Annotated in this window: 15 protein-coding genes and 1 pseudogene; 12 read left to right on the forward strand and 4 right to left on the reverse strand. The window is 49.4% G+C overall.

Annotation, left to right across the window (positions count from 1 at the left end; translation table 11 throughout):
• Position 1: 1 nt before the first annotated feature.
• From addB to pyrH, 6 genes are all read left to right on the forward strand, one after another.
• Positions 2–3499: a helicase-exonuclease AddAB subunit AddB gene (gene addB, locus ACM6JA_RS21380; protein ID WP_414853951.1), complete on the forward strand. Its 3498-nt coding sequence runs from the start codon at positions 2–4 to the stop codon at positions 3497–3499.
• Complete coding sequence (addA, locus tag ACM6JA_RS21385; RefSeq protein ID WP_414853952.1) at positions 3468–7295, forward strand: helicase-exonuclease AddAB subunit AddA; 3828 nt, start codon at positions 3468–3470, stop codon at positions 7293–7295. Before addB ends, addA begins: the two co-directional genes overlap by 32 nt.
• 560 nt (positions 7296–7855) lie before the next feature.
• The gene (locus ACM6JA_RS21390; RefSeq protein ID WP_414853953.1) at positions 7856–8323 is read left to right on the forward strand and encodes a DinB family protein; all 468 of its coding nucleotides are present in this window, start codon (positions 7856–7858) and stop codon (positions 8321–8323) included.
• Between the two features lie 115 nt (positions 8324–8438).
• Positions 8439–9860 carry an amino acid permease gene (locus tag ACM6JA_RS21395; RefSeq protein WP_414854165.1) on the forward strand — a complete coding sequence of 474 codons (1422 nt, stop codon included), beginning with the start codon at positions 8439–8441 and terminating at the stop codon, positions 9858–9860.
• Positions 9861–9978: 118 nt separating this feature from the next.
• Positions 9979–10497 carry a DUF402 domain-containing protein gene (locus tag ACM6JA_RS21400; RefSeq protein ID WP_414853954.1) on the forward strand — a complete coding sequence of 173 codons (519 nt, stop codon included), beginning with the start codon at positions 9979–9981 and terminating at the stop codon, positions 10495–10497.
• Between the two features lie 172 nt (positions 10498–10669).
• Complete coding sequence (gene pyrH, locus ACM6JA_RS21405) at positions 10670–11404, forward strand: UMP kinase (protein ID WP_414853955.1); 735 nt, start codon at positions 10670–10672, stop codon at positions 11402–11404.
• 87 nt (positions 11405–11491) lie between these two features.
• Here pyrH and ACM6JA_RS21410 read toward each other — a convergent pair whose 3' ends face one another.
• Genes ACM6JA_RS21410 through ACM6JA_RS21420 form a run of 3 tightly spaced genes read right to left on the reverse strand, consistent with a single transcriptional unit; the run spans position 11492 to position 13978 of the window.
• Positions 11492–13039, reverse strand: coding sequence for an MFS transporter (locus ACM6JA_RS21410; protein ID WP_414853956.1), 1548 nt, complete (start codon positions 13037–13039; stop codon positions 11492–11494).
• Positions 13036–13476, reverse strand: a complete 441-nt coding sequence (locus tag ACM6JA_RS21415; RefSeq protein WP_414853957.1) for an SRPBCC family protein — start codon at positions 13474–13476, stop codon at positions 13036–13038. The genes ACM6JA_RS21410 and ACM6JA_RS21415 overlap by 4 nt, the downstream gene beginning before the upstream one ends.
• 13 nt (positions 13477–13489) lie before the next feature.
• On the reverse strand, positions 13490–13978 hold the full coding sequence (locus ACM6JA_RS21420) for a MerR family transcriptional regulator (protein ID WP_414853958.1): 489 nt from the start codon (positions 13976–13978) through the stop codon (positions 13490–13492).
• Between the two features lie 272 nt (positions 13979–14250).
• On the opposite strand from ACM6JA_RS21420, the gene ACM6JA_RS21425 reads away from it, so the two are divergent.
• Positions 14251–16449 carry a DNA topoisomerase III gene (locus tag ACM6JA_RS21425; RefSeq protein ID WP_414853959.1) on the forward strand — a complete coding sequence of 733 codons (2199 nt, stop codon included), beginning with the start codon at positions 14251–14253 and terminating at the stop codon, positions 16447–16449.
• 53 nt (positions 16450–16502) lie between these two features.
• Here the strand turns inward: ACM6JA_RS21425 and ACM6JA_RS21430 are convergent, their stop codons facing one another.
• Positions 16503–16880 carry a VOC family protein gene (locus tag ACM6JA_RS21430; protein WP_414854166.1) on the reverse strand — a complete coding sequence of 126 codons (378 nt, stop codon included), beginning with the start codon at positions 16878–16880 and terminating at the stop codon, positions 16503–16505.
• A gap of 493 nt (positions 16881–17373) precedes the next feature.
• On the opposite strand from ACM6JA_RS21430, the gene ACM6JA_RS21435 reads away from it, so the two are divergent.
• The 5 genes and pseudogenes from ACM6JA_RS21435 to ACM6JA_RS21455 form a co-directional block, all read left to right on the forward strand.
• Positions 17374–17856, forward strand: coding sequence for a hypothetical protein (locus tag ACM6JA_RS21435; protein ID WP_414853960.1), 483 nt, complete (start codon positions 17374–17376; stop codon positions 17854–17856).
• Between the two features lie 99 nt (positions 17857–17955).
• A complete protein-coding gene (locus ACM6JA_RS21440) occupies positions 17956–18612 on the forward strand; it encodes a hypothetical protein (protein ID WP_414853961.1) in 657 nt (218 codons plus the stop codon).
• A 44-nt stretch (positions 18613–18656) separates the two neighbouring features.
• A complete protein-coding gene (locus ACM6JA_RS21445; RefSeq protein ID WP_414853962.1) occupies positions 18657–18845 on the forward strand; it encodes a hypothetical protein in 189 nt (62 codons plus the stop codon).
• A gap of 165 nt (positions 18846–19010) precedes the next feature.
• Complete coding sequence (locus ACM6JA_RS21450) at positions 19011–19481, forward strand: DinB family protein (RefSeq protein WP_414853963.1); 471 nt, start codon at positions 19011–19013, stop codon at positions 19479–19481.
• A 206-nt stretch (positions 19482–19687) separates the two neighbouring features.
• Positions 19688–21145: pseudogene (locus tag ACM6JA_RS21455) on the forward strand (IS1182 family transposase); the annotation flags it as partial.
• Positions 21146–21339: the final 194 nt, after the last annotated feature.

The following is a 21339-nucleotide window of genomic DNA, read 5'->3' on the forward strand; positions in this document are numbered from 1 at the left end:
CATGGCAGTCCAATTTATACTGGGACGGGCAGGAACGGGGAAGACAGAATCGATTCATCAGCAGATGCAAGCCCGGCTGCGGGAAAAGCCGTTGGGTTCGCCTATGATTCTGCTCGTACCGGAACAGGCCACCTTTCAGGAAGAGTATGCGCTCGCTACACTGCCAGAGCTAGGCGGTGTGATGGGGACACAAGTGCTCAGCTTCGGTCGATTGGCTCACAGGCTCATGCAGGAGCTGGGCGATCTGACTACCGTGCCTGTTGACGATCTGGGTAAGCATATGGTTTTGCGCATGCTTTTGGAGCGGCACAAGGAAGAGCTGAACTTATTCGGGCGCTCGGCGACACAGCCTGGGTTTGCTTCTCAGCTCGGTCGGTTGATTAGCGAGTGCAAATCGTACGGGGTATCCTTCTCCCATTCCGAGAATCTGGAGTGGGGAGGAGCCAATCTCAATCAAAAAATACATGACCTTCGCTTGATTATGAATGCGTACGAGGCTTACTTGTCAGAGGGGTATTGTGATGCGGACGACATCCTGAACCGAGTGGCCACGATGGTGCGTGATTCCATGTACATCAAGCAGGCTGAAATATTTATCGATGGCTTTACCGGGTTTACGAATCAAGAGCTGCGCTTGATCGAGCAGTTGATGCAGCACGCCAAGCAGGTGACGATTGCGCTGACGCTTGACCCGAATGAACGTGACGCCTCTGTTGATGAACTGGGGCTGTTCCACCCTACACTGCGAACGTATCAAGCCTTAACACTGATGGCTCGTGAATCGGGTGTTTCAATCGCCAAGCCGCTTTTATTGACCGAGGCACAGCGATTCAAGAGCAGTCCGTGGCTGCGTCAAGTCGAACAAGTGTATTTCCAATGGGGAGACCCGCCGCTCCCGGATCAACCTGGACGAGCGGACGAAGTGACGATGCTCTCAGCAGTGAACAGACGGGCAGAGGTAGAGGCTGTGGCGCTGAAGCTCCTGACTCTATCGAGAGAAGAAGGGTATCGCTGGAAGGACATGGCGATTTTGCTTCGGGAAATTGGGACTTACGCTGATGAGATTTCCGCTGTGTTTACCGAATACGGCATCCCGCACTTCTTGGACCAGAAGCGCTCCGTCATGCACCATCCCTTGGTGGAGCTGGTGCGATCGGCATTGGAGGTCATTGTTACAAGGTGGCGATACGACGCTGTATTCCGCTGCTTGAAAACAGACCTGCTCCTGCTGGATATCACCGATGAGCATACAGCCCGGAAGGAAATCGACCGACTCGAAAACTACGTGCTGGCTCATGGTGTCTTTGGCTATCAATGGGCAGAAGAATCCGCGTGGCATTTCCGTGGACAGGCAGGCGCTGAGGAAGACGCGAAAATCGATGAGTTGAGACGCAAATACGCAGCGCCGCTCCTGTCATTTGAAAAAGAGATGAAGCAAGCAACGGGCAAAAACGTACAAGAAATGACCCTTGCCCTGTACAACCTTCTGATCGCGCTGGATGTGCCTAACAAGCTGGAGCATTGGCAGCGAAAGGCAGAAAATGACGCTGATCTCGATGCAGCACAGGTGCATGGACAAGTATGGACGGGATTGATCGAGCTGATGGATCAGGTCGTGGAAGTCATGGGCGACGAGAGCATGGACCTGGCAACATTTGCTCGTGTGCTTGACAGCGGTCTGGAGACGATTGAATTGGGACTCGTTCCGCCGGCACTGGATCAGGTGCTGATCGGGGCCATGGAACGCTCCCGTCAACCGGATGTCAAAGCTCTGTTTTTGCTTGGCGTAAACGAGGGCATTATTCCGTTGCGTCCAAAAGAAGAAGGGATTCTGGATGAGACGGAACGTGAGCGACTGGCTGAAATGGGCATGTCTCTGGCACCGAGTGCGAAGCAACGGCTGATGGCAGAGCCTTACCTGCTGTACCAGGCGATGACGAGACCGTCGGAGAGGCTGATCCTGAGCTGTGCGTTGGCGGATGAAGAGGGCAAGGCACTGCTGCCCTCCTCCGTGTTTACCCGCATCCGGGAAGTGCTGCCGGATATCCCGCATCAGGTGTTTTATAACGAACCGACGGGGCAGCATGAGACAGATGCATTCTTGCTTGGACATCCGAGACGTGTGTTCCGCCATCTTTTGACGCTATTGCGATCTATGAAGAAAACGGGTGAGCTGCCAGACTTCTGGTGGGAGGTATACGACTGGTATATTCGCGCTTCTCCCGATGTCAAACGGGAGCAGTGGCTGTTGTCCGGCTTGCGCTACTTTAATCGGCCGCAGGAGCTAGACTTGGAAACAAGCACGACCTTGTACGGCAAACAACTAAAAATGAGCGTGTCTCGTCTGGAGCGGTTCCAGTCATGTCCGTTCTCGCATTTCTCTTCCCACGGCCTCAGATTGGCGGAGAGAACGATGTACAAGCTGGAGCGTTTCGATGTGGGGGAGCTGTTCCACGCTTCACTCAAGCGAGCCGTTGAAAAAATGAACGAAGACAATCTGGAGTGGAGCAAGCTGACGGAAGACAATAGCATGCAGCTTGCAAACGTGGTTGTTGAAGAACTGGTTCCAGCGACTCGCAGCAGCATTTTGACGCGGACAGCCCGGTATCGTTATTTGTCCGGCAAGCTGAAGCGAGCAGTTGGACGCGCGATTTACGTACTCGGGGAGCATGCGAAGCGCAGCCGTTTTGCCCCAGTAGGACTGGAGGTTTCGTTTGGGCCGAATTCAGATTTGCCGGGATTGGCTTTAACGCTTGAAAATGGCGTGGAGCTTCAGTTAATCGGACGGATTGACCGCGTTGACCAATCACTGGATAGTGAGGTCCCGTATTTGCGCGTGATTGACTACAAGTCCAGTCCCAAGCAGTTGTCTCTCTCCGACGTTTGGAATGGCCTGAATTTGCAACTGCTCGTCTATCTTGATGTCGTCGTGGCAAATGCGGAGGAATGGCTGGGGAAAAAAGCCGAAATGGGAGGCGTATTCTACTATCAGGTAGCCGATCCTTTTGTGACGGCAAAACGCTTGCTAACGGCTGACGAAGCAGCAAAGGAGCGGGCAAAGCGCTTGCGCATGAAAGGCTTGATGCTCGCAGACCCAGAGCTGGCACGAATGATGGATGGCTATGTAGAGCAAGGGGCGTCAGAGCTGGTGCCATTTGAAATCAAAAAGGACGGAACGCTTTCGTCGCGATCATCCGTGGCAACAGCCGAGCAGTTCCGAGCCTTGACCTCCTATGTTCGCGATACCGTGAAGCAAATCAGTACGCGCATGACCAACGGGGAAATCCAAATCGAACCGTACACAAACGGAACGATGACCGCCTGCGATTACTGTTCGTACAAGCCAGTATGCAAGTTCGATGGAGATGCAGGCGGGAATGAGCACCGACAGCTTGCCAAGTGGAACAACAAGCAAATATGGAGCATGCTGGCCGAGCAGCAGATGGCAGGAGAAGGAGGAATGACCGATGGCGGATCAACAATTGCAGGCCAAGCCTGAACAATGGACGGACGAGCAATGGCAAGCGATTATCCAGCGCGGGAATAATCTCCTGGTGGCAGCGGCAGCAGGCTCTGGGAAAACCTCAGTCCTGGTTGAGCGGATTATCCGACGCATCATGGACGAGAAGGATCCGGTTGGAGTCGATAAGCTGTTGGTGGTGACCTTTACCAATGCGGCAGCCGCTGAGATGCGTCACCGGATTGGCGATGCCTTGCGAAAGGCATTGAAAGATGACCCGCACTCTTCTCATCTACGTCGACAACTGGCACTGCTCCAGCGGGCAACGATTACGACACTTCACTCGTTTTGCTTGGGGATTTTGCGCCAGTATTACTATCTGATTGAACTCGATCCTGATTTTCGCATTGCCGATCAGATGGAAGGGGAGCTTTTGCGGCAGGATGTCTTGGAAGAACAGCTGGAGAGCTGGTATGAGAATGACGTGGATTTTCATGCATTAGCTGATGTGATGCTGGATGGTCAGGACGATCATGCTCTCACCCTATTGCTGCTCAGGCTGTATGAGTTTTCGCGCAGTCATCCGGCACCAGAACAATGGCTCGGGGAAGCGGCTGGAATGTTTGCAGTTCACGATAAAAACGGTCTGGACGAGCTGGAGTGGACCAGAAGTGTGCTGCGTTCTGTGGAGCTGGCACTTGGTGGAATGATGGCTAAGATGCGCAGGGCCGTTCTGTTGGCAGGCTCTCCGGAAGGGCCTGCTGGCTATTTGCCATTGCTTGAGGCGGAAGCAGCTGCCCTTCAGCGTGCCGGAGCGGCTTGCAGAGATGGCTGGGAAGCGACCGCCGAAGCGGTTCGAGGTGTTGTATTTGCCAAGCTACCTCCAGTGAAAGGCACAGATCCGCTCGTGAAGGAACAGGTGCAAGACCTGCGTAACAGCGTGAAAAAGGAACTGGCCGAGCAAATCGAGCAATACTTTTCTACGACAGCCGAGCAGTACGTCGCGGATTTGCAGCGGATTGCTCCTCACATGCAGACATTGGCAAGGCTGGTGACAGCATTTTCGGATGCTTTTCAATTGGAGAAGCGCTCGCGTGGCTTGGTCGACTTTGGCGACTTGGAGCATCTTGCTCTGCGCGTTCTAACCGAAACGAATGAGTCCGGGGAGACTGTTCCATCTTCTATCTCCACTCAATTGCGCGAACAGTTCGCTGAAGTGCTGGTAGACGAATATCAGGATATCAACCTCGTGCAGGAGACAATTTTGCAAATGGTTTCCCGAGACGGAGCGAATGGTCAGCCAGCGAATCGCTTCATGGTAGGGGATGTGAAGCAGAGTATTTATCGGTTCCGCTTGGCAGAGCCGAAGCTGTTTCTTGAAAAATATGTGACCTATCAAAAAGATGGTGGTGCTAACGAAGCGTGCATCGGTCGGCGTATCGATCTGGCGGCGAACTTTCGCAGTAGAAGGGAAGTCGTAGATGCCGTTAACTTTTTGTTTCGTCAGATCATGTCTCAGGGGGTTGGTGAGATTGGTTATGATCCATCGGCTGAGCTGATCAACCGTGCGTCTTATCCTGAAGCACAGCCGAACCGTTTGCAGGCAGAGATGCATTTGATTGACCGGAATACAGCGATAGCAGAAGAAGGTCAGGTGGTAGTTGCAGAGGCAACAGATGAGGGAGAAGCAGGTATTCCCGAGGGAGAGTCCGCAGAAGAAGCGAGTGTTGCACAGCTGGAAGCACGCCTGATTGCCAGCCGCATTCGCCGCTGGATGGAGCCGGGCGAGGGAGAAGAGCCACTGCTCGTTTTCGATAAAAAGGCTGGAGGAATGCGCCCGCTGGCCTATCGCGATATCGTTATTTTGCTTCGTGCGACCTCAGGCTGGGGGCAGACGATGCAAGAGGAGCTGCACGCGGCAGGAATTCCTGTGTACGCGGAGCAGACTGCGGGTTATTTCGCCGCGACTGAGGTAGAAACGATGCTCTCCTTGCTGCGTGTCATTGACAACCCACTCCAAGACATTCCATTGGCTGCTGTATTGCGGTCTCCCATCGTCGGCTTGCGGGAGGAGCAACTTGCTCAAATCCGCATTCACTACGCAACAGGGCCGTTTCACCAAGCCGTACTCCAATATGCAGAGGAACGCCCGGCCCAAGAGTCGTGGGAGAAAAGGCTGCGACAGTTTTTGGGCCGATTGGATCTATGGCGGACAGAGGCTCGCAGAGGTGCTTTAGCGGAGCTGCTGACGATGCTGTACCGGGAGACGGGCTATCTCGATTATGTGGCGGCTCTGGAAAACGGTCAGCAGCGACAGGCCAACTTGCGTGCGCTCTATGATCGTGCGAGACAATACGAAGCTGGCTCCTATCGTGGTTTGTTCCGCTTTTTGCGCTTTGTCGACCGCCTGCAAGAAGCGGGCAATGATATGGGCGAAGCAAGAACCATCGGGGAAAACGAGGATGTCGTACGTATCATGACGATCCACAAAAGTAAGGGACTGGAGTTCCCCGTTGTATTTGTGGCGGGCATGGGCAAGCAGTTTAATACGATGGATTTGAAAAGCCAGTTTTTGCTGCATAAAGATCTGGGCTTTGGCCCGATGGCTGTTGAGCACTCCATGCAGCTGCGCTATCCGAGTCTGGCTGCGCTAGGCATCCGGCAAAAGCTGCGCCGGGATATGCTGGCAGAGGAAATGCGTGTGCTTTATGTGGCTTTGACGCGTGCCCGCGAGAAGCTCATTCTTGTCGGTTCATCCAAGGATCTCGCAAAAAGTGTGATGGACTGGGGCAGACAGGATGACAGCGAGCGGCTCAGTGACGAAGACTTGATTCAGGCAAAGGGATACCTGGACTGGGTGGGGCGTGCGATGCTGCGCCATCCTGGTGCAGGATTGCTACGGGCATATCCAGAGCAACAAGGCTCGGGAGAAGTCGTGAGAGTCAGAAGTGTGCCGGATGATTCGGTTTGGTCGTTTCACTTCTATCAGGCCGATGAGCTCCGTGCCCAAGGAGAGTCAACCAACGACGAGGCGTCTCTGTGGGAGCGCATGACCAGACGAGAGGCGATCGAGGAACGACCGTCTGATAACACTTTGCGAGAGATTGTCGACAAGAGATTAGGATGGCAGGACCCGCATCCAATTGCGCCACGCGTAGCTGCGAAATGGAGTGTCAGCGAGCTAAAGCGACATGCCAAAGTCAGCAAAGGCGGACAGCCACTCACACTACCGTCGATTACGGAAAAGCCAAAGTTTTTGTCTGAGCAAAAATCCAATCAACTGACAGCAGCAGAAAAAGGGACAATCACGCACTTAGTGTTCCAGCATCTCGATTTGAAGCGTCCGCTGGATGAAGCGGATATTCGGAAGCAGGTGACAGCACTCGCCGCTCACCGCTTTTTGACTGACGAGCAGGTACAAGCAGTAGATGTTCCCCAGATCGCCCGATTCTTCGCTGATCCTTTGGGGCAGCGAATGAAGGCGGCGGCGGTCGTGCATCGTGAACTGCCATTTACCCTCGTGCTTCCTGCTTATGAAGTAGAAGCGGAGTTAAGTGAAGAGAGCGACGAACAGGTTGTCGTCCAAGGGGTCATTGATTGCCTGTTGGAGGAGCAGGATGGAAGCCTCGTCCTGATCGATTTCAAGACAGATTGGATGGCAAAAGAGGCGACTGCCGTAGCCATCGAAGAGATGAAGAGAAGATACGAAGGCCAGATCAAGCTATACGTCCGGGCGATCAAGCAGATCATCAAGCCAAAAGGGAACGTGTCTAGTTATCTTTATTTACTCTCAGGTGGATTCTCTCTTTCGTTTTCGGATGAAAGCATGGATTAGTATGTTGGACCGTCAGGGTTAATAGCTCTGGGGGTCTTTTTGTTTATTAGAGCTGCTGTGGTGTGGGAAGAAGCGCATTTCCAGTCTACGCTTCGGCCTACGCCCCGCAAGGGGAGATTGACTGTCCGCTTCGAAATGAATGGCGGGAGCGCTTCAAACGTAGAAGTTTCGATGGAGTATTCCATAAGTGAAGCTGAAATTCCCCGCCATTCATTTCGAAGCTAGGATGGGCTCCAGAGGCGCTTGGACTGGAAATGAGCTTCTTCCTACGCGGCTTTGGCTAACTGCTTGAAAATAGATTCAAGGAAGCTGCTCTGAACTGTCCCTCATTAATGTTTTAAGAGCCGGAAGAGATAAAAGCCATACGAAAGCACTGTCACATGTTTGGAAGGAGACCGCCCGAACGAAGAGAGGATACAGGCGACTGGAAAACATGTGGCAGGGCTTCTCCACTATTGTTAGAAGACCACCACTAAAAATTTCACATAATAAGAACATATGTGCTATTATTAGCTGGAATTTTCCTAATCATCTACTCAAATAGATAAGGAGTGAACTCGATGAAGATGTTTTTCCAGTATAACTGGCAGGTACGGGACGAGTGGATGGAATGGTGTAAGCAGCTTACACCAGAAGAATTGCTACGCGAGCGTACAGGTGGGGCTGGCACGATTTTGTATACCTTGTTTCACATTGCTGACGTCGAGTATAGCTGGCTTCGGGGCGTACAGGGAAAGCCGGATATTCAGGTGGCATACGAAGCGTACAAGACGCTGGAAAAAGTAAAAGAGCTATCAGATGCCTGGCGCATAGAATTGCGTGATTTCATCGAGAATTGGTCAGACGAGAGGGAGAACGAATCCGTAAAGGTCGCCTGGGATGATGAACTGTACACGAAGGGGGAGCTGCTTCGCCATGTCATCGCCCACGAGATTCATCACATGGGGCAGTTGTCTGTTTGGGCAAGAGAGCTCGGGATTGCGCCAGTTTCTGCCAATGTCATTGGGCGCGGGTTAGTGCGCAGGTAACCCTGAAAATCCGATCCAAGCTGGGCCTGTGCATAATTTTCCTCCAATGAGATCATACTCCAACTGTTTTCAATCACGGTTGGAAGTGAATGACCCGCTTGGGAGGTCGCACATGATGTCATGGAAAAATCAATTGCTGAGGAAAAAGTCAGTTACGCAAATGCTGGAGCAGGTGGATAAAAACGAAAGCTCTCTCAAAAAGTCATTAGGTGCTTTTGACCTGACGATGCTGGGCATCGGCGCGATCATGGGAACAGGGATTTTTGTGTTAACGGGCGTTGCTGCTGCCTTGCACGCTGGACCGGCACTTGTTTTGTCTTTTGTTATTGCGGCACTTGCCTGTGTGTTTGCCGCACTCTGCTATGCAGAATTTGCTTCGACTGTTCCGGTGTCGGGAAGCGCTTATACATACAGCTATGCGGCATTTGGCGAATTTGTCGCGTGGATGATCGGGTGGGACTTGATTCTCGAATATGGAGTGGCTTGTGCTGCGGTGGCAAGCGGATGGTCGGGGTATGCCCAGGGATTGCTAGCCGGGTTTAACATCCACTTGCCGAATGCGCTCACGAGTGCGTTTGATGCATCAAAAGGAACGATCATCGATCTACCTGCGGTCCTCATCATTGTCATCATTACAGCTTTGTTGATGAAGGGAACGAGAGAGTCAGCCAGCTTGAATACCATCATGGTGTTGATTAAAATAGCGGTAGTTGCCCTGTTCCTCGTCGTTGGAGTCATGTATGTCAAACCGGAAAACTGGAGTCCATTCATGCCGTTTGGTTTTGCGGGAGTAGCGACTGGTGCCGCCACGGTGTTTTTTGCTTTTATTGGATTTGATGCGGTGTCTAGTGCGGCCGAAGAAGTCCGCAATCCCCAACGCGACATGCCAATCGGGATCATCTCGTCCTTACTCGTCTGCACGATTTTGTATATTGCAGTCTCACTGACATTGACAGGGATTGTTCCGTACAAATTGTTGAATGTCAAAAATCCGGTCGCGTTTGCGCTCACCTATGTCAATCAGGACTGGGTAGCAGGCTTCATTTCGTTGGGAGCCATTGTCGGGATCACGACAGTGTTGTTAGTCATGATGTATGGACAAGCCCGGATGTTTTTTGCGATGAGTCGAGATGGCTTGCTCCCTGAGCTCTTTTCGCACGTTCATCCCCGCACACAGGTACCACAAAAGAGCACGCTCGTCGTGGCAGTATTAGTAGCAACCTTCGGTGGATTATTGCCCCTCTCTAGCTTGGCCCAGCTCACCAACATCGGAACGCTGTTTGCTTTTATTTTGGTCTCGATTGGGCTAGTAGTATTGCGTCGCACTCATCCGCAATTACCGCGGGCTTTTCGCGTCCCATTTGTTCCGCTTGTTCCCTTGCTCGCGGTTCTCTTTTGTGGATATCTCGTTTTCAACCTGCCTACGCTGACAAAGTTCGGTTTTCTCGGTTGGCTGTCGGTCGGAGCAATCGTCTATTTCCTATATGGGCGCAAACACAGTCGATTGGCAACAAAAGACGACTCCTCCCAAACATAAATGGCAGGTTAATCCGTTTAGGCATGTTCTTCGTGAGCATGTCTTTGTTTGCTATCTGACAAAGCGATCCCATTCATGGTAGAGTAAAAGCAACCAAAACGACGAGGGAGAGCAGGCTATGAAGCGAAAACGAGCAGATCGACCTGGTTGGAGACGCGTAAAGCGATTGGGCTACCAGCAAAAATGGGTAGAATCTTTATCTTTCTCTGGGTACACTGTCCGCCTTTCTCTGGACGAAGTAAGTGAGCCTGCCTACATGCCTGTCGGGGATAAAACACTGTGTGTGGGCGATAGAGGATATGTGTACTTGCAGTATTTTCCTCATGGTCAAGCGTATGCCGTTACAAAAATGATGGATGAGTTAGGGAATACAGTGCAATGGTATATCGATATTTGCCGGGGACATGGCAAGGATGAGAACGGGCATATCTGGTATGACGATTTGTACCTCGACATCGTGGTACTGCCGACAGGAGAAGTATACCTGCTTGATCAGGATGAGCTCGATGAGGCATTGAAAAAAGGCGTTATCACGAGCGAGGATCACCAGTTTGCCACAAAGACGGCTGATAGCATGCTACATGATATTTTAGCGGGAAAACGCGATGCCTTTGACTTTCCCAATTTCTTTGCATAGAATGGTGAGGAGTTTTCCATAGTGAAAAAAAGGAGAGGATGGGAATGAATAACAAGAACAGAAAGTTCCCAATCTACTCTTTTTGCTTCGAAGAACGAAGGCGAGGTTTGCTTTCGTTCTTTTTTTGTTGAACGTCATCTATTCCAAAGAAAAGAACGTAGGGGGAGGCGCCATGCGGTATAAACGAGTCTTGGTCAAGTTAAGCGGTGGAGCGGTAGCCAAGGAAAACGGGTTTGGCTTTAATCCTGTGCAGCTGGAGCATATCGCGGGGGAGATTCTGGCTTTGCTGGATATGGGCGTAGAAGTAGCTATCGTGATCGGCGGGGGCAATATTTTTCGTGGAAACATGGCCGATCAATGGGGAATCGAGCGAGTGGAAGCAGACAACATCGGTACATTGGCCACCGTCATCAACAGCTTGATGTTACGCGGAGTTTTGAAGGCCCGCGTAAACAGGGAAGTCCGAGTCATGACTGCCGTTCCAATTAATGCAGTCGCCGAGCCTTACATTCGTCTGCGGGCCGTTCATCATTTGGAAAAGGGGCATGTGGTCATCTTCGCTGGGGGAAATGGTCAACCGTATGTGACCACTGACTATCCGGCTGTCCAGCGGGCGCTCGAGGTAGGCGCGAACGCCCTTCTGGTCGCGAAGCACGGTGTAGATGGCGTGTACACTGCCGATCCACGCAAGGATTCTACCGCGAAGCAGTATGTGGAGGTTTCTTTTGACGAGGTGGTCAGAAGAGATTTGCGTGTCATGGATCAGGCCGCAATGATTTTGGCCAGAGACCACCAATTGCCTCTGCACGTGTTTAACTTTGACCAGCTGGGAGCCATGGCGCGGATTTGTCGAGGGGAGCAGGTAGGTACGTACATTAGCACAGAGCTTGCGGCACTGTATAAGTAGTCGGCAAAGGTTGGTGTGTTTGCGTTTGTAAAGCGAGACAGCGGTAGCCTAGGACAAGAAAATAAAGTCCTAGACTGCCGCGGATCATTACATCTCACCTGGCGTTTTCTGCCCGATGGGGGGGATATGCCGAAGCTTGATCACGGTGAGTATGGCGATAGCGATCATGAGCCCGCCGCTAACAGCCACAACAGCATGCATGCCGTCGGTAAATGCTATCTGGGCGCCATGGAGAAGTGTTGAACCAATAGGTTCGGGTAAAACTTTAGCTGCCGAGACTGCCCCAGCCAGACTTTCGCGGGAGGCTTCGGATGTTAACGTCGTAACATCTCTCGGTATGAAGCCGGCAATTTGAGTGCGGTACACGTATGTTCCGATGCTGCCTAATACAGCAATACCAAGTGCGAATGCGAATTCACCGCTCGTTTGCAGCAAGGACGCCGCCGAACCCGCTTTCGCAGGCGGGGCCGATCCGATAATTAGATCGCTGGACAAGCTCGCAAACGGGGCTACCCCCACATTAAAGAAGATATAACCGACGATCAGGGTAGAGAGTCCGGATCCCGCTCCTACTTGGGACAGTAGAATACAACCAGTCGCCGAGACGGCAAGGCCTGCCCCGATAAGGAGCGACGGTCGGACCCGCCGAGCGATGAGCGGCGACAACAACATGCCTGCCATCGACGCAACCACTCCTGGAAGCATGCACATCGCTGCCGCAAGCGGCGATAGTCCTTCTACGAATTGAAGGTGCTGTGCGATGAAGAGCATGGAAGCGCCTGTCAAAGTGATGCCGAACAAGCCGCCCAGTGCTGTGCTGAAGGCAGGGTTTGCGAATAGGCGCAAGTCCATTAGCGGACTGTCCAACCGTTGCTGCCGTCTTACGAATAACGTCCCGAAAACAACGCCAGCCGCGATGGCAATGAGTGGCAAGATCTGTAGACCTTGCTTAGCGATTTCCTTTAGGCCGTATATGGCCGGTAGAATGGTGCACATCGACAGCAAGACGCTAGTCATATCCAAATGACCAGGTGCGGGATCCCGATATTCGGGCAGAAGATGGGATGCAGTCAACAACAGCAGCGCCATGACTGGAACGCCGAGTAGAAAAATCGAACCCCATGAAAAATGCTCCAGCATCATCCCGCCGACTACTGGGCCAAGCGCCATGCCTCCCATCGAGCACATGAACCATATGCCTATGGCGAGGGAGCGCTGCTTATGATCGCGGAACATATTGCTGATTAAAGCCAGGGACGAAGGCGATACCGTCGCCCCGGCTATGCCGAGCAGCGCCCGTGCTGTAATTAGCATTCCAGAGGTGCTGGAATAAGCGGCCAACACCGAAGCCGAACCGAATGCCGCTGCGCCGAACATCAGCAGCTTACGGCGACCGAGCCGATCTCCGAGCGAGCCCATCGTGATCAGAAACCCTGAGAGCATGAAGCCGTATATGTCCATGATCCAGAGCTGTTCTGTACTGTCAGCGCCGATAGAGATGCTTATGTGAGGAAGTGCGAGAATCATTACGGACAAGTCTATCGAAACGAGCAGTGCAGGCAATGAAAGCACGGCAAGTCCAATCCATTCGTTCAAACCGGCCTGGTGACTCGATTCAAGCGCAGCATCTTTCATTGGCCGTCCAGAGCCTCACCGAGCCGATCCAACATCACCTTTGTTCCGTGCTCACGTTGTTCAGGCGTATCGAGACCGTCCAGAAAAACGCCCTGCTCGGTATAGATCAAGCGCGTGCCGCCGTCCACGGAATCGAATTCCACCGTCGTCACGGAAACAGACATCCGCTTGTCCTCCATGTCCAGCGTGTATGAGTATACAATTCGCTTATTCTGAACGATTTCCTGATAGCAGGCATCGAATGTGTAAACGGGTCCCCCAGGCAGACCACCGCGATTGAATTCGCGGCCACCTACGCGGAAGTCGAACTCGTCGGCTTTAGGAAACCAACTGGCTTTCGCTGCTTGACCCGCCCATGCAGCGAATACATGGGCAGGGGAATGCTTATAGTTCCTTTCAATGACAAATGTGGAATGCTTAGCTGATTTTTCACTCACAGTCGAAACCTCCTTATCCGGGTTCTTCCGGATGCTCATCTAAATATTCACCAAGTCGGTCGAGGTGGCGATCCATACTCGATTTTCTCTCGGCGAAAAATTTCTCATGCTTCATTCTCATCGTCCGTATGATGTTCATGAAATGCTCAACGGTAAACGGTTCGTTCCTTTGCATCCGACTCGATACATTCTCAAGCTCATGCAAGAGTTTCTGCTGCATGCGGATACTTTCTTTCAGGGTGTCTATTTGAATGGTAACAATGTCTGACAGGCTGAGTTGGTCTCCGGCCATAACGGCTTTAATCTGCTCCAGCGATAGCCCCAGCTCCTTTAAGGACAAAATTTGCTGTAGGCGTGAAATGTCCTTTTCGGTGTAGAGTCTGTATCCGGATGGCGAATAGCCAGATGGCGAAAACAAGCCTATCTGATCGTAAAAACGTAAAGTCCGTATCGTAATTCCCGCCATTTTCGCAAGTTCTCCGACTTTCCAATGTCGTTTCATGATCAGCCCCTTTCTTGATCGCTAGCGTTTCACCGGTAATTTCACTATAAACCGTTACGTTACGTAATGGTCAAGGAGACTTTTGAAGTTTTTTCCAATGCGAAATAACTTACTTCCCAAACAACCAACACATCGCGTGAGCTTGCCCGTTAGCGTTTCATAACCCTAAGATTCTAAAACTTTTTTTCTCGAAATATTTCTAAGCCCCTTCTTCCTGCTTTTTTGTTTACAATGGATACAGATTGTTGAATTGGTTTGAAAGGATGTCGTACATGAGTAAAACAGTTGTACTGGCAGAAAAGCCTTCGGTTGGACGTGACATTGCCAAAGTATTGCAGTGTCACAAAAAAGGAAACGGCTTTTTTGAAGGAGATAAATATATTGTAACGTGGGCACTCGGGCATTTGGTCACTCTCGCTGATCCTGAAGCGTACGGGCAGCAATTCAGCTCGTGGAGAATCGAGGATTTGCCGATTATGCCGTCCCCATTACGCTTGGTCGTGATCAGGGAAAGCAACAGGCAATTTCAGGTCGTCAAACAACAAATGAGACGCAACGATGTCGGGCAGATCGTCATTGCGACGGATGCAGGGCGTGAAGGAGAGCTCGTTGCCCGCTGGATTCTTGAGCTGGTTCACGTGAATAAACCAATCAAGCGTCTGTGGATTTCCTCGGTGACAGATAAGGCGATCCGCGAAGGCTTCCGCAATCTGAAAGACGGCAAAAACTACGAAAACTTGTTTGCCTCCGCCGCTGCTCGTGCAGAAGCAGACTGGCTCGTAGGAATCAATGCCACGCGCGCCTTGACATGCAAGCATAACGCCCAGCTCTCGTGTGGTCGTGTCCAGACGCCAACACTCGCCATTGTGGCATCGCGAGAAGAAGAGATTCGTCGCTTTACACCCAAGCCATTTTACGGGCTGTCTGCGGTGGCCCAAGGTCCGATTCAGCTCCAATGGCAAGATCAGCAAACGAAGGATTTCAAAACATTTTCCAAGGAAAAGGCTGATCAGCTAATAGCCGCTCTCAAACAGGAAAAAAACGCAGAAGTCATCGAGATTACTCGTGCGCACAAAAAGACATATGCACCACAGCTGTATGATTTGACGGAGCTGCAACGGGATGCCAACCGGATGTTTGGCTACTCACCAAAGCAGACGCTGTCCATCATGCAGGGGCTATATGAGCATCACAAGGCAGTGACGTACCCACGAACGGACTCTCGCTATCTCTCTGCTGATATCGTCGAGACGCTAGCGGATCGAATCAAGGCTGTCCAAATGAAGCCATATGCGCCCCTCGCCGCCAGAATCCTGCGTGCGCCGATCAAAGCGAACAAATCGTTCGTGGATGACAGCAAAGTTTCGGACCACCATGCGATTATCCCGACGGAGCAAGCTGTTTTTCTCGGTGATTTGAGCGATAAGGAACGCAAGATTTTTGACCTCATCGTGAAGCGCTTCCTGGCCGTTCTGCTGCCTGCCTTCGAATACGAGCAAACGACCATCCAGGCGAAAATCGGGAATGAAACGTTCCTGGCAAAAGGAAAAACCGTGCTCTCCCAAGGCTGGAGAGAGGCGTATGACCACGATGTAGAAGAAGACGATGCGAAGGATGGCGTAAAGGAACAAATCCTGCCTACTCTTGCAAAAGGAGATCGTTTGCACATCCAGTCAGTATCCCAGACCAAGGGCGAGACGAAGCCGCCAGAGCCATTTACGGAAGCGAGTCTGCTGACAGCGATGGAAAACCCGGCGAAATACATGGCGAACGAGAGCAAGGATTTGATCAAAACGATAGGGGAAACAGGCGGACTAGGTACGGTAGCAACTCGCGCGGATGTGATCGAGAAGCTGTTCAACAGCTTTTTGCTAGAGAAGCGCGGCAAGCATATTTTTGTCACCGCAAAAGCCAAGCAATTGCTAGAGCTCGTTCCAGATGAAATGCAGTCGCCGACCTTGACCGCCCAATGGGAGCAAAAGCTCGGTGCCATCGCTAAGGGAAGCTTGAACAAGCGAGCGTTTATCGAAGAGATGAAATCGTACGCCAAAGAAGTCGTCCAACAGATCAAGAACAGCGATCAGACTTTCCGGCACGACAACTTGACCAGAAGCAGGTGCCCGGAGTGCAATAAGTTTTTGCTGGAGGTAAACGGAAAGCGTGGCAAAATGCAGGTGTGCCAAGATCGGGAATGCGGTTATCGCAAAAGCATTGCCAAGCAGACCAATGCCAGATGTCCAAAATGCCACAAAAGATTGGAGCTGCGGGGGGAAGGGGAAGGACAAACCTTTGTCTGCGCGTGTGGGCACAAGGAAAAACTGAAGACCTTCCAGGAGCGTCGCGACAAGGAAAAGGGCAGCAAGGTTTCGAAGAAAGAAGTATCCAAGTATTTGAAGGGGCAAGACAAGGAGCAGGACGAAGGAATCAACTCAGCGTTGAAAGACGCACTGTCCAAATTAAAGTTCGACTAACGAGGCATGAAACAAAAGGCGGCCGACCATTCCTGTCAGCCGCCTCTTTCTGTTTACTTTTTCTCCAGCACAGCAAAGTAATTTTCTTCATCGTCTGCGAAGTTAAAGACGCAGCCCGAAGGCATCGTAACAATGTCTCCAACCTTCACATTTTTATTGATGAGGTCGTTACGCAATTCCTCGATATTTTCCGAAAAGAGCAGGAGCGAAGGAGTGCCAAGATTCATTCCGGGCGACATTTTCGCAACGAATTCCTTATTGTGGAGAACGATGCTTGTTTCAGCGCCTTGTGCGGGAGCAATTTCAATCCATCTCATTTCACCGTTTTTCTCTTCTGAAACAACACGGAACCCTAGCTTTTCCGTCCAAAAGCTCACTGCTTGATCCTGGTTATTGACATACAGCATGATTTGACCGACTTTGCTAATCATCATAGACATTATCCACTCCCTACATGGTAGTTAAAAACCCGACGCTCCTAATCCTTTCCATCCTGACGGTATCTGATACAAGATGCCAACGGACGTGGTCTAGCTTGTCTTCATCATAGCATGAATAATCAGACAGGATTTCTTTTCGATTGCGTATTTTAGAAAAAGGAATTGCATTTCGTAAAAGAGGAGCATTTTTTGCTTATTTAAATTTAGTGTTGAGAAATTGCATTTCTCATAAGATACCCCGCTTAGGTAGTTTATATATGGAGACTGAGGGATTGGTAAGCTAACAGCATCGTTGCTGACACCACCCCCACAAAGACCAATATTTTTAAAATCTCGCATTGAGAACAGTTAGACTGAGTAAAAAGCCCTATATAAAACATTCGTTTTCCAATTAAGGTATTTTATACCTATTTTGATTTCGGTTTTACTAGAGTATCTTAATTGGTAGTTTGAAAATTTTGAATTCGAAGAGAGAAGTACGAAAATGAAAAAGTTTATCTCGCTAATGTTGGTAACTCTTTTGGTCATGTTATCTAGTAGTTTTGCATTAGCCAAAACTCCAAGTCAGTCAGAAGGAAGCACTATATATACGCCTGAAAATGCATCTCTATCAAGTGAAGTATCGCCTACAGCGACCGCTTTAGGCGTTATTCTATGCGACGATATTGATGGAGATACGGCATATTGCAACTGGAATATTAAAGTATCGGATGATTATATTAGTTATTCAGCTGTTTGGGTTATTTATGAACTATGGAATTCAAGCACGGGAAAATGGACGACTGTAGACACGGATAGATTTGAATACCCAGTGAATCCTGCGGTCCCAATTATTGAAAATCAAAGCGTTTTTATTGCAGATGAACCTGGTTATTACCGAGCTAAATTAGGCGGAACCTTTACCACCGTTAAAAATGGTGTTTATGTAGCAGGAGCGAATAACCCATCGAATTTTACAATAGAATAATCTTTAAAATGTAGCCGGATTAAGCTCCGGCTACATTTTTAGATTTATAATCTATGTAATTTACTTGGAGCATACAAGAAGAAAAGGAGAGGTATTCAATTGAATTGGATTAAAAAAAATGAAAGCACAAATTTATTTACAAGTAAAGAAGAAAATAAGATCCAAAATAGAAAGATAAGAAAGATTGCACCTTTTGAATCCCCTATTCCAATAACAACACTTTCACAATTTTTCTTATCACTTTCTGCGGTGAACGGACCCGACAACGTATTGCATATACCTACTCTGTCTGATGAAAGTCTATTTCAGAAGGCACTAACAGAAATTGGTGGATATTTTGTAGACATTAAAGCTGCTTTTGTAGATGATAAACCCCAGCAGTTAATTTTAAAGGAGATTCAAAAAAAAGCCATAGAGGAATTGCAAAATTTGGAGTTTGAGGGAAAATTAAATCCTATTGTCGCCAACCTGTTTAACACACAATTAAAAGTGCTATATTCACACAGAGAGAAAAAAACAATATTTAGAGTCATCCCTTCAGAAGTGATAGTAGCGGATGTCCCAGATTTTGACGAAACTATGGAATTTCTCTGCAAAAGCTATGATGATTTGTTGATTACGCCATCAAATTGGTACCTGACAAATGAATTGAAAGATAGTATAGCTATCAGATACTTTGCACATCGCTGCAAAAATCTCTATTTATGGGTAGATGATTTAAATTCTGAAATCATATATATCCATTTAGAAACCTGAGATGTGGAATTAGGACAAGTTGGTTTTGGGTCCCGATAATAGGTATGTTAACATCCGTCCGAATGTCCAAATTCGGGCGTTTTCCGTCATTTGCGGGGGATTATTCCTTTTCCGATTGCCTTGAAATGTCTTCCGGAAACTCCAGCCGTAGTAGCAGTATGGACGGATTCAAACCATTCATCATCTTTGGTGCAGCAGCGCTGCATGAATGGCATATGGGCAGTTTTGCTTAATTTCTAAAGTCCCAATAGTGGAATAAACATTTAGGGACTTTCCGAAGAAATCACTTCAAGGTGACTTATTATTGGCTCAAACCAACAAGGCGTTTGTTCTATAACGAAGAATAATATTATCGAATGCTCCCTGCAACACGAATAATGCTAAAGGAGAGGGATCGGATGGAAAAGTTGATCGAGGAGTACAGCCAAGGCTATGCGCTGTTGCGAGAAGCCGTCGAAGGATTGTCTGAGGAAGAGCTGCGTTTCCAACCTGCACCGGACAAATGGAGCATCCATCAGATTGTGATCCATGTGACGGATAGCGAAATCCTGTCGACACATCGGATGAGAAAAGTCTTGGCTGAGGAAGAACCGCTTCTGCTATCATTTGATCAGGAAGCCTGGGCGGATAACCTGGGATATGAACGGTTGGACCGCGAGCAGCATCTGCTCCTGTTCCAAATGCTGCGGGCCAGCATGCAGCCGCATCTGGAAAATCTGACTCCCGAGCAGCTTGATCGGGTCGGGGAATATCCCGATGGAGCGCGGTACACGTTCAAAGAGCTGCTGGAATCGCGCGTCCAGCATGTCCGTGACCACCTTGCCCACATCGAGAGGGTAAGGCAGGCATATCGAAAGGATAGGGTATAGCACTATATGGTAGTTGTTATTAAACTAACGGGTGTCGGCACCAATACAAAAAGAAAGTTAAAAATAAGCCCACAAACTGAGAGCCGTGCAAAACGACTCCTATAATATGTAAAAAGACTGATCCAGTACCGTTAGGTACTGGGTCTCGTTGTATAATAAACATAAAACGAAAGAAGCTGGGACTAGTGCTACAGCCTGCCAAACAATTGACGGCGTCCTTCCATGCCGAATTATACAAACTCATTCCAGAAGATCATCCATTGTGTAAAATAAATGAAGTCGTCGACTTCACGTTCATTCATGATCTGGTTCGTTCTTCGTACTGTGAATATTACGGTAGACCTGCCAACGAGCCAGAGCTTCTGTTTCGTTTGTTATTCTTGCAAGTTCTGTACAATCTTTCGGATGAGCGCATGATTCAAGAAGCTCAGGTGAATCTTGCTTACAAGTGGTTTATTGGCCTTAATCCAGAAGACACGCTACCAGCCCCTTCTCAATTATCCCGATTTCGTAACCATCGATTGGGAGCAGCGGGTGTGGATGAGGTGCTTCGATCAGTTGTGCGCCAGTGCATCGAGAAAGGACTCGTCAAGTCGAAGACGATTATCATGGATTCTACTCATACATTGGCAGCTTCGCAAAAACAAAAGCCACTTGGCGTTTTACGAGATGCGGCAAAACGTCTATTTCGTGTCGTTGTAAAAAAGCATTCCAAACTTGAAAAGAAACTTCCTCGGATGCCAGTGATAAAGAAAGAACAGGAAAATGCGGAAAAAGTCATGCTACATTACTTAGCGGAGCTGGGAGAAGCTGTCGAGACGCTAATACCTGATCATGAGGGTTCTATCTCAGAAAAACTTCAGATCGCCAAGAGGATTGTAGAAGACGAGCGCCTTCTTTCCCAAAAAGGGATTCTGTCGGCTATTGATCCAGACGCACGCTTTGGATGGAAAAGCTATACGAAATCTTTTTTTGGTTACAAAGAACATATCGCCATGACGGAGGAAGAGATCATTACGGCTGTAGAAGTTACTGGGGGAAGTTCGGATGATGGAAAGCAATTCAAAGAGCTTCTAAGTCAAACGTTATCCACAGGAATAGAAGTCCATGAAATCATTGCCGACACTGCATATTCAGGTAAAGATAACTTAGCTGAAATGAAATCTAAAAAGATTCAACCCGTAGTTCCTTTAAACCCTGTCGTCCATAATGGCGGATCAAGGCAAGAGGGTTTTACATACAACAAAGATGCAGATTTTGTTATTTGTCCGGCAGGACAAAACAGTGTCCGTAAAGCTGTGCAAGGCAGCAAAAAAAGTGGCGATAGTCGTTCTCTTGTGTTCTACTTTGATATACACAAATGCACAGCATGTCCGCTAAAAGAAGGCTGTTTAAAACCGGGTGCAAAGAACAAGACCTATTCCTTCAGAATTATAGCGGAACATTACAAGGAGCATATCGAATTTGAGAACGGCGAAGTGTTCCAAGAGCGTATCCGTCGTAGACCGATTATTGAACATAAAAATGCTGAGTTAAAAAGGTATCATGGGTTAACCAGGGCCAAGTACCGTGGTCTCTTTCGTATGCAAATCCAAGCCATACTAACTGCCTTTACAGTAAATGTAAAGCGAATGATAAAACTCCAAACCAAAATGGAGGCCACCTGCCTCACGATTATGACTGCTTACATATTGCAAAGATGTTATTGGAACACGGAGCTGATCCACATCTTGCTACACTGTTAGCCCAAGAACACCCATCCAAGGTGGCTAGTCCGATCGCAGAAGCTTTAACTTATCCAAATGACGCAGCCGGTCCGTAAGTGGCGATGATACTTGATCTTTAAACAGCGGAATAT

This window comes from Brevibacillus sp. IT-7CA2 (assembly GCF_949767855.1).
Taxonomy (GTDB): domain Bacteria; phylum Bacillota; class Bacilli; order Brevibacillales; family Brevibacillaceae; genus Brevibacillus.